Origin of the sequence: Hymenobacter jeongseonensis (genome assembly GCF_015694725.1) — a bacterium.
Lineage (GTDB): Bacteria > Bacteroidota > Bacteroidia > Cytophagales > Hymenobacteraceae > Hymenobacter > Hymenobacter jeongseonensis.
Window position 1 is genome coordinate 37,116 of sequence record NZ_JADQDQ010000017.1, and the last position, 12,934, is coordinate 50,049.

The window sequence follows — 12,934 nt, forward strand, 5'->3', positions numbered from 1 at the left end:
ACTTGTAGCGCCGTGCGGGCAATATTACCTTTCTTGCTTAATAACGATTTCAACACTGCTTATGGCCCTGCTCACCATACTCGACGAAACCTCCAGCGGTAGCATCCTGAACCGGCTGGAACTGGAAATCAGCCAGGAAATGCTCACCGTGCGCGAGTTGATTGCGCGCCGTGTGCAGGACGAAGTAGCGACCTATAATGAACGCCAGGGCGGCATGTTCCAGGGTCTGATTCAGCCGACCGAGTCGGAGCGGGAACTCAACGGCTACCGCCTGCGCCCCCAGAAGCGCATCGACGCCGAGCAGCAGGTGTACCGCGCCCTGGAGGCGTTTCAGCAGAACGGCTTTTTCGTGCTGGTGAATGAGCGGCAGGTGGAAAGCCTGGATGAGGAAGTCTGGCTGGGCGACGGCGCGACGGCCAGCTTTTTGAAACTTACCCCGCTGGTGGGCGGCTGAGGCATGGGACTGCTCGACCGTTTCCTGGACCTGTTTAACCGCCCCGCCACTATGGCTGCTACCACCAAGAAAGAAGCGCTAGACCTGCCCGTTACCAATGCTAAAAACCCCGAGTTCGACGAGTTGCAGGGGGTGGTAACGGAGCTGGTGACCCAGGCGCTGGATAAAAGCTACAGCACCAAGCTCACCGAACTGCCCGCTTATCAGGCCGTGCGGGCGCAGGACGCCGCCTACCAGGGCCAGGTGGCGCTGGCTTTGGCCACGGCCATGAACCGCTGTACGCCGGCCGACTACCGTTCCGGCTACGCCCTGGGGGAATTGCTGGGGGCGTTGCTACGCGGAACGCTGGGGCTGACCGAGGACGATTACCTGCGGCTGTTCCAGCTCTATAACTTAACGTTTTCGGCGGCCGTCCCGTCGCCGTATCTCTGGCCGTATTTTCCGGTCGCCCTCACCCTGGCCCAGGTGGGTCGGTTGGCGAAAAAGCAGGGCCGGCTTGGCCAACCCCTGCGGGAGTACTTGGGCCAGTTGCTGCGCTACAGTGCCACCGGCCAGGGCGATTTAATCAAAATCCGACTCAAAACCCAGGAAATCCTGAACCTGGCCGGCGAAACACAAGCTCCCACCGTGGCGTTCGTCGAGGGCGACGCGTTCGGAAAGCAGCTCAATCAGTTTCTGGCCGGCCTTGACCCGTCGGCTGCGCCCGCGTGGGCCGCGCTGCTTCAGCTGTGGCAGAAGGCATCGACCGGCCAGCCCACGGCCAAGCTGCGCAAAGAGCTGGACGCCGCCACCAAAGTCATCGGTCCCAACGCCGTGCGCCAGCAGGGCCGCGCCTGGCTGCAATTGCTGGCCGATATCCCGGTGGTGGAGCAGCCGCAGGTGCACGCGTACGGCGACGGCACCGTGTACAACTACTCCACCTGGGAGTTTTTGATGGAGTCCAACGCCATCGTGGCCAAGGGGCTGGTTTGGACCCTGCAAACGGTGGCCGACCGGGCACTGTTGGAGCTGCTGACCGCTCTGGCCGCCAAGTGCTTTCGCAAGATTCCGGGCAAGGGTCCACTGGCGGCTGGCCTGGGCAACGCCTGCCTGCTGGCGCTTTCGCAAAACGGCCTGCCGGGCGTGGCGGCCCTGGCCCGGGTGCGCAGCAAAATTCGGCAAACCAACACCCAGGAAACCATTGCCCGCTACATCGCGCAGGAGTCGGCGAAGCTGGGGGTGAGCCCGGCCGAAATCGAGGACATGGCCGTGCCGGATTTCGGGCTGGAGAACGGCCGGTTGGAAGAGGCTTACGGCGACTACACCGCGACGCTCAGCCTGGCCGACGGCAAGGCCGAGGTGCAGTGGCAGAAAGCCGGCAAGCCCCTCAAAAGCGCCCCGGCGGCGCTCAAAGCCACCCACGCCGACGAGCTCAAGGAGTTGAAAGCGGCCCAGACCCAGGCCCAGCAGACCTACAGCACCCAGCGCGACCGGCTGGACCGCGGCTTTGTGGAGGAGCGGCGCATGCCGTGGGCTTGGTTTGCGCAATACTATTTCCACCACGGGCTGACGAGCGAGCTGGCCCGGCGGCTCATCTGGCGCCTGCACTACCCGGACGGCACCCACCAGGACGCGCTGTGGGTGGACGAAGCTTGGCGCAACGTGCGCGGCCAGCCCCTGCCCGACCCGGCCACCACCGCCGAAACCGTGCAGTGCTGGCACCCGCTGCTGGCGCCGGCCCCGGAGGTACTGGCCTGGCGCGAGCTGCTGGAGCGCCAGCAGCTGCGGCAGCCGCTGAAGCAGGCGTTTCGGGAAGTGTACCTGCTCACGCCCCCGGAGGAGCGCACCAGTACCTACTCCAACCGCATGGCGGCGCACATTCTCAAGCAGCACCAGTTTAATTCCCTGGCCAAGCTGCGAGGGTGGCGCTACCGCCTACTCGGGGCGTACGACAAGGGCTACGACTCGGAAATTGCCACCCTGCCCCTGCCCGCCCATGGCCTCACGGCCGAGTACTGGGTGAGCGAGGTGTACGCCGATGGCGAATGGAACGACACGGGCATCTACAACTACGTGAGCACCGACCAGGTGCGCTTCACGCGCAACGACGTGCCGGTGCCGCTGCCCGAGGTGCCAGCGCTGGCCTTCAGCGAGGTAATGCGCGACGTGGACCTGTTCGTGGGCGTGGCCTCGGTGGGCAACGACCCGCAGTGGCGCGACAACGGCGGCCTGGCCCAGTTCCGGGACTACTGGGAAAGCTACAGCTTCGGCGACCTGGGCGAAGTAGCTAAGTCCCGCAAGCTGGCCCTGGAACGGCTGGTGCCGCGCCTGAAAATCGGCAAGGTGAGCGAAATCAAGGGCAACTTCCTGCGGGTAAAAGGCCACTACCACACCTACAAAATCCACCTGGGGTCGGGCAACATCCTGATGGAGCCCAACGACCATTACTTGTGCATTGTGCCCGACCGCTCGGCCAAAACCATGGGCGCCAGCACTGTATTCTTGCCCTTCGAAGGCGACGCGGTGCTCTCCATCATCCTCAGCAAGGCGTTGCTGCTGATGGACGACGACAAAATCACCGACCAAACCATTCTGCGGCAGATTAGGCGGTAATCATGCGGGAGTCCGCCAGTTGTTGGCCATCTCCAGGTAAGTGGGACTTTACGGCGCGATGAGACATTTCTTTACGAACAGGAGCTTATGCAGCGGCCCGGAGCTTCGGTTTCGGGCCGCGCTTGTTACCGGGCACGGTGAAGCGGTTGGTGGGGGCCAGTGCGGCAATGAGCTCGGGGCGTTTGTAGAGGACGCGGGAGCCAATGCGGTAGGCGACGAACTCGCCGCTCTGGGTGCGCTTGGCCAGGGTTTGGTAGCTGATGTGCAGCAGGTCGGCGGCTTCTTCGCGGCTGATGAAGCCGTCCGGAGAATCGTCGGACTTGTGGCCGGACGCCGCGGCCAAGCACTCGGTGAGGGTCTCGTGGATGAGCGTTTTTAATTCGCTGATGGGGACGGGAAATAAGATATATGGCTCGTTCATTTTGGTGGATTTTCAGGCGTTTTGAATAATTATATCCAAACTTAGCGCGCCGCATATCATCAACAAAATGCTTGTTTTCAGTTGTTTGTAAACACTTAAACGGGGTTAGTAATGGCTTATTAATTAGGTCTTAGCCAATTTACTTTTCACTCGGACCATGCTAATTATTAATTGATTAGTGGGCTCTAAAAAATTAATAGCATTTCATAAAAAAAGTGGCCCGTTCTGCAACAGGCCACTTTCTAATTTATCTCCGTGGTGTTTGGCTACTGGGCCGGGGCACTTTGGAAAAAGGCGTGCGTCAGGAGTTGCGTGGCGTTCTCCTCGGCGGTAATGCGGATGTACGACATGAAGGTTTGGGTTTTGGAGTGGCCCGACAGCGCCATGATGGCCGGCAGCGGAATGTTGGCCAGGTAGGCATTGGTGCAGAAAGACCGGCGAGCCGTGTGGGTGGTGACCAGCTCCCACTTTTGCTTCACTCCTTTGCCGGTGGCGGTGCTGACTTCCACAGGGGCATCAAAACCGGCTTTCTGCGCCAGCTCTTTTAGCAGGCGGTTGGTGGCGGGGTTGCTGTAGGCTTTGGGCGGGTGGCCTTCGTTACGGGCGAGAATCAGCTCGGCCAACGGGTGCAGGGGGATGACGACCACCTTGTCGGTCTTCTGAGTGCGCACCTTGAGCACCTTTTGCCCTTCTTTGCCACTGACGGCAATCTTGGAGAGCTGGGCCAGGTCGGAGAAGCGCAGGCCGGTGAAGGCGCCGAACACGAAGATGTCGCGCACGTTGGCCAGGGAGGAGCCGGCGGGCAGGTCGAGGTGGGCCAGGGTGGTGAGCTCGGGGACGGTCAGGTAGATGGCTTCGGTTTCCTTCTTCTCTACCTTGAAGCGTTTGCTTTTGTAGTCAAGGTTGGTGTGGAGCTTCCGTTCGACGGCTTCGGTGAGAAACGACTTGAGCGTTTTGATGATTTTGCCGACGGTGTTCGGGGTATGGGCCTTATTGGTGCTCAGGTAGTCGGTGAACTTGTTGTAAAACTCCAGGTTGATGGCGGTGAAGTCGTAGCGCCGGCGGCTGTACTTCTCGAAGTCGCGCAGGTGCTGGATGCTGGAGCGGTACACCTGCAGGGTGCTGGCAGACCGGCTGCCGGCTAGCTCCTCGGTGAGGCGCTCGGCAAAATCAGCCAGCATAATGGGCTTGGCCGAAAGCCGCTCCGCTCCTAGCTCAATTTCGAGCTCGGCCTTCAGGGTTTCCGGGGTGATGGGCTCACCGAGGGTTTGCAGGCGGAGGAAGGCTTGGTTTATCCCGGCCTGAATTTGATTGAGCCGTAGGTTGAGGTCGGCGTTGTGGGGATACTTCTTGCCAGCCACGGCCCGCTGCTTCTCGGGCAGCCACTGTGCCGGGGGAATGCTGAGTTTCGTGCTCACCTTCAGCCGCTGCTGGTTGAAGTTATAGAAGAGGTAAATCAGGGTGGCGCCGGAAGCGCTGGGCTCTTTGAGAACGAACTTGGCTTCGGGCATTTTGGCGGGGTGCGGAAAGTACGAGGGGACAGCTCAGGGGACAGCTCAGGGGACAGCTCAGGGGACAGCTCAGGGGACAGCTCAGGGGACAGCTCAGGGGACAAATTTAATAACCATGGCTGATTTCCGCTAGCTTTCATTTGGCTAAATAATGCTTTTTTAATGCGATTGGGGCACTTTTTAAATATGGTGGGAGCTGTGGAAATACTATGATTTTGGCCCCGTCCAGACCGCTACCGTTTGTTAAAAAAGAAAAAAGGCCCCTTACATATTGTGAGGGGCCTTTTTTGTTACGAGAAAATAAAAGGGTGGCAAACAACATTAGACCATCTAGCTGCTGGCACCCGCTAACTTCATAGATGACTTGCTTTGAGCTATCATTTTAACACCTCCACGCCATGAGAAGCGTTGGGCGTTGACTTACTTCTGCATGTCGTTTCACTGCCATTCATGATATCAAAGTTTGCTGAACCTCGCTCCTTTGCTATCTGTTACCAGCTAGGTCGTTTCCATTGTAAGGATGGTGACTCCCCATGCAGCCGCCGCCGAAATAACACGGCACTTGTTGTGAGCGAGCTAGCGTTCGCAGGATTAGGTTGACTCATCGCCCATAATGTTTGTTGAACGTGCGTTCGACAAGCGTTAGACCGCACCGGTGCACCGGTGGCGAGCCAGAAGCTTTCCTATCCCCTCTGCTGCTTGGCCACAGACGGATCCGCTTCTTTTCTGGCCTTCCTCGGCCGGGCCGGGCATACGAACGCCCCGACGGGGTAGCCGGGGCGTTCGTATGCGGCGGGTGGGGGAGGTTGGGGGCGGGGACTTAAAAGCCCAGCCCGATGGTAAAGCCCGTGGCCGGGCCACTGAATGCCCCCAGCGACTGGGCGGCGCCGGTTTGCGTGTTCACGTGGTAGAGTTGCGTACGCCCGGCCGACGTCAGCAGGGCATAGGCCCGGCCGCTGGTGCCGCCGATGTCGAAGCCGGCCGCGGCGTCCACGTCAACGCCCAGGGGGCCGACGGCGGTTAGCGTCCCGTTATTGGGCGGCGACTGCAGCACGAGCTGGTCGGTGGCCGCGTCCAGGCCGTAGAGGAGCGTGGTGGTGGCCGTGGCCACGTTGTTGGTGTAGGCCGCGCCCGTGACCATCGGGCTCCCCGGGTTGAGCGGGCCGTCCACCGTGGCCGCGCCGGTCAAGGGGTTGATGCGTAGGTTCTGGCCCGTGTTGCTCACCACGCGCAGGCGGTCCACGCTCGGGTTGAAGTCGACGCCAAAGGCGGTGCCCGCCAGCGGCACGCTCAGCGCGGCCACCAGGGTGGCGACGCCCGAGGCCGCATTGAGCGTGTACAGGCGGCTGGTGCTGCCCACGGCAAAGAGCTGGCCGTTCACGGGCCGGAAATCCAGGCCGAGGACTGACTCGCCGGGCTGCAGGCCCGTGATGGGCTTGGCCACGGCGGTGGCGGGCGCGGTGGGATTGAAAATTAGTAGGGCGTTGGCCGGGCTGACGGCGTAGGCCACGGGGAGGGTGGGAATGGCGAGGCCCGTGTACAGCAGGCGCTTGTCGTACTTGGCCAGGATGCGGGCGTCGCCGGTGGCCAAGTCTACCGCGAAAAGCGTGGCCTTTTGGTTGACTTCGAACAGGCCCAGCGCCTGGTTCGAGCCCGGGGCGATGTCAAAGCCGCCGTCGCCGGTGACCTTCAGCTTCAGGTCGCCGACTTCCACCAGCGTCCCGTTGTTGGGCGGGTCCTGCCGGTAGAGCTTTTGGCCCGCGACGTCCAGGTCGTAGAGCGTGGTGGTGGCCGCGCCGGCCACGTTGTTGGTGTAGGCCACGGCGGCGATGCGCGCGCCGACGGCGCCATTGACGGGGCCGTCGACGGCCGCCACGGTGCCGGTCTCGGGGTTCAGGCGCAGGTTCTGGCCCTCGGCGGTGACCACCCGGATGCGGTCCACGGTGGGGTTGAAGTCAAAGCCGGCCACGGCCCCCGTCAGGGCCGGGGCAAAGGGTCCGGTGCCGATGGCGCGGGCCGCCCCGGTCTGCGGGTCGAGGACGTAGAGGCGGCTGGTGCTGCCCAGGCCGTAGAGCTGGCCCGTGGCCGGGCGGAAGTCGATGGCCAGGATGGTTTCGCCGGCTTGCAAGCCGGTGATCGGGGCCGAGTTCACCACCCGCTCGGGGTCGGCGCCGTTGAACGCGTCCAGCTGCACGCCGCCCGCCAGGGCGTAAAAGGCGAAGGACAGGTCGGGCCGCTTGGCGTCGCTCACGCCCGGAGCGCTGCCCGCCTGGGCGTGGGATACGTCGTCGAGGGCTTGTTCGCAGCCGGCCAGGGAGAAGAAAAGAACGGCGCTGGCCACCAGCGAGCCAAAGCAGGGGGTCTTTTTCATTTTTCTGCTATTAAGTGAGATTAAATCCGGATTCTTGAAAAAGCTACGACCTGGGCCGGCGATCGGATTGCGGGAAGCAGGAAAGTGTTGAATTTTTTTGATTGTTCCGCGGGCAGGGGTGGGCGAATGCCGGGTTGGCCGCGATGTACTGGCCCGGCCTACCGGAAACGGTATCTGGAGCCTTCGCTGGGACGCTGGTTGATCGGTGGTAGATTTTAGTAGATAGGGCCTGATAATCTTTACGTACAAAGGGGAGTACAGCTTCCGCTTCAACTACCTAGCCGTGCCCGTCAACCTGCTCTACAGCGCGCAGCCCGGGGGCCAAGGCCTGCAGGTATTCGCCGGCCCCTACGTGGGCTGGCTGCTGGGCGGCGAGTTTACCTCCTCGCAAACCGGCCGGTACGCGAGCGGCGGCGGCCCAACTACCTCCAACCAGGGCGACGTGGAGGCCGGGGATACCTACAACAACCGTCCCGGCGAGGCCTATGTGTCCCGGGGCATGGACGTTGGCGTGCAAGGGGGACTTGGCCTCGGCTTTGCCGGCGGAATCCAGGTGCAGGCCAGCTACTCCCAGGGCCTACGCAACCTGGGGGCCAACGACAAACCCGGTCTGACCACCCGAACCCCGCCCACCTACCGCAATCACGCCTTCCAGCTCTCGCTGGCCTACCTGTTTGGCCTGAAGAGCTAAGCTGGAATGGCTATTTCTCACTTCGCCTATCGCGCTTTGCCCTTCGAGCAACCGCTGCCGCTGGGCTGGGTCGAGAGTACATACCTAGTCCGGCGCTTCTAAAGCCCAACAGGAAGGACACCGTTCAGCTGCTGAAGCGCGGCAAGAAACCGTCAACACTATACTGCTTTTCCACATGGCACTCATTGATTACCTAAGCGACCAAGCAATAGAGGAAGCTGGCACCAATTGAGAAGAACTCAAAGCCATTCAGCAGGATTTTGAGGGGAAAATAGGTAGCTACGAACAGGCTGCTCAAGCCATCACGGGCATACTGCTCAAGACATCCGGTGTCCATTCCGTGCGATATCGGATAAAAGACTCCAGGCACTTGCTGGAAAAAGTAGTCCGAAAGCGCCTAGAGAGTAAGGAGCGAATCATTACTGTTAACAACTACGAGGAAGAACTGACCGATTTGGCCGGCATTCGGATACTCCATCTGTTTAAAGGGGACTGGCAGCGCATACATAAATTCATTACGAATACGTGGGAATTACTTGAAGCCCCCACGGCCTACTATCGCAAGGGAGACTCTGGTGAGGTTTTGAGCATGTTTACCAAACAAAACTGTGAGGTAAAAGAGCACCCAGCCGGCTACCGTTCCGTGCACTACATCGTTGAGACATCGCCAACCAAGACCAAGCGCTATGTTGAGATTCAGGTGCGCACTATTTTCGAGTAGGGTTGGAGTGAGGTAGACCATAAGGTGCGCTACCCTAGCTTTTCAGACAACCCGCTCACAAATAACTTACTGTTAATGCTCAATCGCTTGGCCGGAAGCGCTGACGAAATGAGCAGTTTCGTGCAGGATTTAAATAAGCACTTGCGGAACTCTCAGCAAGATTTTGAGCGCCTCGAACGCGAGAAAAACGAGCAGATTCAAAAACTGGAGGACATTATTAAGAACTCTGATATGACCACCAAAGACAAAGATGTTCTTGAAAGCGTCGCAAAATCCCTCATTGAAGCAGAAACCCCAATCAACCTCAATCAGTGGATAGGCTCTAATGCAGCGGCAATAGCTGGCCTCGGAGCCTTTAGTGGCTTCGGAAACGTAATAAGAAACAAGGAATTTGACCGATTAGGCAATAAAGTTCGCGCTGGCATGTCGTTCCCAACTCTTCATGGAGTCGGTGGACTTGTCGGTTTGACAACTATTGCTGACCAACTTAATCATATTGACAAGCTCGGCCAAGCCGGAAAACCCCTTGCGCAGGTTGATCAGCTGGCCCAAAGTGCTGTCGAATTTGACCAAGTGACGCAACCTCCTAGAAAAAAAGGTCCGCTTCCCCCTAAACAGAACCCTGAAAAGGAATAGCCTAAGTTCTTGAATTAGGAAATTATTTGCTTTACAACTCGATATTCGAAGCTGCCCCGTCCACGTTCCTTGAGTATTACAACCAATATCTGGGCGAGCAGACGCATAAAACCAGCCACAAGACTGGCCAGGGCTTGAGCAGGGCTCACCCGCTTCAAGCCCACGAGTAAAACCTTCGTCACCCTCAAGATTAGCCAGGGCGTCCCCCGGGCCCAGGTGCTGCAGGCCACCGCACCGAGTCGAGCTTCAACCGCTACTGTGGTCGAGGAAGAGTTGCTAGCCACCTGCCGCAAAACTGCCCGCACCATGGCCAATAGGCTCGCGCCGGCATCGGTGTGCGCCGCTGCCGATGTTGGCATCGGCACTTTAAGGTGCAATGCAAACTAATTAATGGCAGTCCCGCTTGGAAATACCCTTTTTGCAACGACACCAGACAATCGACGCATAATTAACCCGCTATTGCCGTTGTGAGGATTCCTAATCCTACATCTTCTTATATGACGACTCCCCTACGCTTGCTGTTGCTGGTCCTGCTGACGAGCAGCACCCTTGTGCTCACCGATTGCAGCAAAACCACGGACCCGGCGGGACCCACGCGCACGGAGCGGGAAAAATTCTTGACCGCCCCGAATTGGTTCTATAGCAGCATTACGAAAATACGAGCGACCCCGGCAGGCGTGGTGACGACGACCCCCAATTATGAGGCAGGCTTTGACCCGTGCTCCTTGGACGACCTTACCCGCTACAAGACGGACCATACCTTTTCGGTTGACGAAGGACCGCTGAACTGCAACATCATCGGGCGCACGTTGACCGGCACGTGGGAATTGGCGGCCAACGACACGCAACTGGTGCTGAATCCCGACCAACCCAATCCCGCTCCACACCAGATTCAGGCCCTCACCGCCACCTCCTTGTCGTATACCATTTCCGAGTATACCCAATCCGACGGGACGCTGATTCGCCTGATCGCCCATTTTACGGCCCGGTAGCAGCCACTCGTCACCGCACAGACGACGGCAGGCCTGGGGAATCAGACAACGAGCAGGCCCCGGCCCAGTACAGGACAACTGAAACCCTTTAGAACAGGTGCTTCTGGGTGCTAGCCGCCCCTGCAAAAGCGACCAATTGGTGCCTTTGGGCAGTTGAATTGTCCGAAAACCTACTCGTTCTCGAAATAGCTCCGCTCCCCCCGCCACCGGCCCCGAAAACGCGCGTTCTCGGGGCCGGTGGCGCAGAGGTTTTGCGAACGGGGCCGCGGGGGGCTCGGCCCGGGGGCTAGCGCCTGGCGAACATGGCCTCCAAATGGGGGCGGTATTTCGCGAAAAAGGCATCCGGTGCCTGGGCCAGCTCCTGCTCGGCCTGCGCCTGCGCCTGACGGGCCGCGGTCAGCGCCTGCGTCGCCTGGGCCAGGGCCCGCTCGGCCTGCTCGGCGCGGGCTTTCCATTTCGTGGCCCGCGCGTTGCTCGCCGCCAGTTGGGCGGCCTGCTGGCGGGCCCGCACGGCGGCGGCCTCCGCCTCGGCGGGGTCCGCCGCGACCGGGGCCGCGGCCGTGCCCAGCACCCGGGCCTTGGCGTAGGGGCCGGGCGTGGCGTAGCCGGCGGCGGCGGCCTGGGCGGCCACGGCGTCGTACGCGTCGGGCAGCAGGTTGAGCGTGAGCGTGCGCCGCGGGTCGTTCTTGTAGGGCATGGGCAAACGCACCGGAATAGGGGGCAACGCCGACCATCGGAGTCGCCCGCCGGGGCCCGGTAAAGCTACGGCCCCGGGGCGTATTCTCCCGGGGCAGCCGGGGGTATTCTCCCGTAGAGCCGGGTGTATTCTCCCGTAAAGCCGGGTGTATTCTCCCGCGTGCGGGGGGCGAATACGCCCGCGCGACGGAGGGCAGGGCCCGGCTAGTCGGACGGTTGAAACGGCAAAAGGAGTCACATGCCGTCAAAAACGGTGGCAAACACGCTCCATTTCGGGTTCCGCGGCCTGTTTGCAAAGAGCACCGTTTGGCTGAACGTTCTATATTGAAGGCCCTTTCACTTTGCTCTATGGCTATCAGTATCAAAGAGGCGGCTATGGTGTTGGGCTGCGGTCTGTTCTGTGTCGGGATGGCGCGGTGGAGTAGCCATACCACGGACCAGGTGCTTCAGCAGGGGAAGACCACTGTTTGTACCGTGTCTGGGTCTGGCAATAATATGATTGTCGGGTTTGCAGTTGACGGAGCTGCCCAGCAAATCGTGATAGGAAGGCCCTATGCGAGGCTCTATGAGGGCGAAACCTTTGCCTTGAAGTACCTGGACGATGACCTCAAAAATGCAGAGGTGCTGTTCTGGGAACCGGTATTTGACAGTAAGCTCTTTGCGCCAACACCGGCGACTTCCTTAGAGGATTCGTGGACGAATCCGCCCGTGTCTTTCACCTATACAGTCGATGGCAAAAACTTCGAAAGAAGCCAAAAACTCCAGCCGGGTAAAGAGCTTGATGAGCTGAAACAAGTACGGGTTTTGTACAAAAAGTCAGACCCAAGAATAGCTTACTTAGTGTACGAACGCTAATCATTCCGCTCGTCTAGCCTTGGACCCTATTCTTAAACGCTTTACTCTCGATCGCTTGCCTGGGATGTTTCATTGTATCCAGTTAAGCGGTTTTGCTTTGGGCCTTCTGCCTTTTTATCATCTCGCTTTTTGCAAGATGATAAACCCTTTGCAGCTCCTCTTCGCTTTTCCTGGGATAGCTCCTTCTTAAATTGACCATAGCGTCATCTTCATCGCCTACCATCATTTTTGCATACCAATACATTTCTCCTAAAGTCGATAGAAAATCAGGGTCATTTAAGATGTTAGACAGTTGGTTTTCTACCTCATAACGTTCCGATGCCTCGGCTTGCAACGAATCTTTACTCTTTTGAATCAAGACCGCTTCTTGCTCTCTAATATCCGCTAACTTGGCCAATCTGGCCTCCTCCGGCAATTGATTCGCCGCGTCTCTTTCGGGTTGTAAAGCCACATTGGCGGCAACCTGTGCCGCTACCCCCTGCGCGGTTTCAATAACATCCTTACGAAATGCCACTTTGACCCCGAAAGCCTCTCCATCGCTCACTCGATTCAGCAAGTCCCGAATTTCGGACTTAAAAAGGATAAGAAAGTATCCTGAAATATATAAGACAACCGCCGGCAGGGAGATTAGAACTTTCATGTATTCCAGGCAGAGCACTGGCAACGAGTATTCTGTTGGTGAGGCGTCCATGATGGTTTGTGGATAAGGGCTGGCGGGTTTGAACAAATCTACCTTAAACCCGCACAGTTCTACGCCAACAAAGCCCCCCCTTGGAACGTGCAATAAGGGGTGTCAAAAACGTCCCGCAAAAACCGTCTTCCCGGCCCCGAAAACGGCCCTGCCGAATTACGCCGAAAAGGGCTCCATTATTGGATGAGCGTACGAAAAACCACTCCTTCTCGAATAGCTCTGCTACCCCACCAACGGCCCCGAAAACGCGCGTTCTCGGGGCCTTGTTATGGCAGGTTTTTCGAACGTTCGCGAGCGCCGCTC

Annotated in this window: 12 protein-coding genes; 7 read left to right on the forward strand and 5 right to left on the reverse strand. The window is 59.2% G+C overall.

Annotation, left to right across the window (positions count from 1 at the left end):
- The first annotated feature begins 61 nt into the window (after positions 1–61).
- Together I2I05_RS20440 and I2I05_RS20445 are read left to right on the forward strand one after the other, a co-directional pair.
- Positions 62–454, forward strand: a complete 393-nt coding sequence (locus I2I05_RS20440; RefSeq protein WP_196284121.1) for a hypothetical protein — start codon at positions 62–64, stop codon at positions 452–454.
- Between the two features lie 51 nt (positions 455–505).
- Complete coding sequence (locus tag I2I05_RS20445; RefSeq protein ID WP_196284122.1) at positions 506–3,046, forward strand: DUF4132 domain-containing protein; 2,541 nt, start codon at positions 506–508, stop codon at positions 3,044–3,046.
- Between the two features lie 85 nt (positions 3,047–3,131).
- On the opposite strand, the gene I2I05_RS20450 is transcribed toward I2I05_RS20445, so the two are convergent.
- The 3 genes from I2I05_RS20450 to I2I05_RS20460 form a co-directional block, all read right to left on the reverse strand.
- Entirely contained in the window at positions 3,132–3,467 is a 336-nt protein-coding gene (locus I2I05_RS20450) for a helix-turn-helix domain-containing protein (RefSeq protein WP_196284123.1), read from the reverse strand.
- Positions 3,468–3,733: 266 nt separating this feature from the next.
- Positions 3,734–4,978, reverse strand: a complete 1,245-nt coding sequence (locus I2I05_RS20455) for a site-specific integrase (RefSeq protein ID WP_196284124.1) — start codon at positions 4,976–4,978, stop codon at positions 3,734–3,736.
- Positions 4,979–5,798: 820 nt separating this feature from the next.
- Positions 5,799–7,349, reverse strand: coding sequence for a DUF4394 domain-containing protein (locus tag I2I05_RS20460; RefSeq protein WP_230688449.1), 1,551 nt, complete (start codon positions 7,347–7,349; stop codon positions 5,799–5,801).
- A 235-nt stretch (positions 7,350–7,584) separates the two neighbouring features.
- Here I2I05_RS20460 and I2I05_RS20465 point away from each other — a divergent pair, with 235 nt between their 5' ends.
- The 4 genes from I2I05_RS20465 to I2I05_RS20480 all read left to right on the forward strand — a co-directional run bounded on the left by I2I05_RS20465 (position 7,585) and on the right by I2I05_RS20480 (position 10,389).
- On the forward strand, positions 7,585–8,040 hold the full coding sequence (locus tag I2I05_RS20465) for an outer membrane beta-barrel protein (RefSeq protein ID WP_317192387.1): 456 nt from the start codon (positions 7,585–7,587) through the stop codon (positions 8,038–8,040).
- A 340-nt stretch (positions 8,041–8,380) separates the two neighbouring features.
- Positions 8,381–8,761 carry a RelA/SpoT domain-containing protein gene (locus tag I2I05_RS20470; protein ID WP_317192386.1) on the forward strand — a complete coding sequence of 127 codons (381 nt, stop codon included), beginning with the start codon at positions 8,381–8,383 and terminating at the stop codon, positions 8,759–8,761.
- A gap of 75 nt (positions 8,762–8,836) precedes the next feature.
- Positions 8,837–9,397 carry a hypothetical protein gene (locus I2I05_RS20475; RefSeq protein WP_196284127.1) on the forward strand — a complete coding sequence of 187 codons (561 nt, stop codon included), beginning with the start codon at positions 8,837–8,839 and terminating at the stop codon, positions 9,395–9,397.
- Positions 9,398–9,894: 497 nt separating this feature from the next.
- The gene (locus I2I05_RS20480; protein ID WP_196284128.1) at positions 9,895–10,389 is read left to right on the forward strand and encodes a hypothetical protein; all 495 of its coding nucleotides are present in this window, start codon (positions 9,895–9,897) and stop codon (positions 10,387–10,389) included.
- A 286-nt stretch (positions 10,390–10,675) separates the two neighbouring features.
- On the opposite strand, the gene I2I05_RS20485 is transcribed toward I2I05_RS20480, so the two are convergent.
- Positions 10,676–11,098 carry a hypothetical protein gene (locus I2I05_RS20485; protein WP_196284129.1) on the reverse strand — a complete coding sequence of 141 codons (423 nt, stop codon included), beginning with the start codon at positions 11,096–11,098 and terminating at the stop codon, positions 10,676–10,678.
- A 335-nt stretch (positions 11,099–11,433) separates the two neighbouring features.
- Between I2I05_RS20485 and I2I05_RS20490 the strand changes: the two genes are divergently transcribed.
- Positions 11,434–11,940 (forward strand): hypothetical protein, encoded by a 507-nt coding sequence (locus I2I05_RS20490; RefSeq protein ID WP_196284130.1) that lies wholly within the window; start codon positions 11,434–11,436, stop codon positions 11,938–11,940.
- Between the two features lie 82 nt (positions 11,941–12,022).
- On the opposite strand, the gene I2I05_RS20495 is transcribed toward I2I05_RS20490, so the two are convergent.
- Positions 12,023–12,631 carry a hypothetical protein gene (locus tag I2I05_RS20495; RefSeq protein ID WP_196284131.1) on the reverse strand — a complete coding sequence of 203 codons (609 nt, stop codon included), beginning with the start codon at positions 12,629–12,631 and terminating at the stop codon, positions 12,023–12,025.
- Positions 12,632–12,934 lie beyond the last annotated feature (303 nt).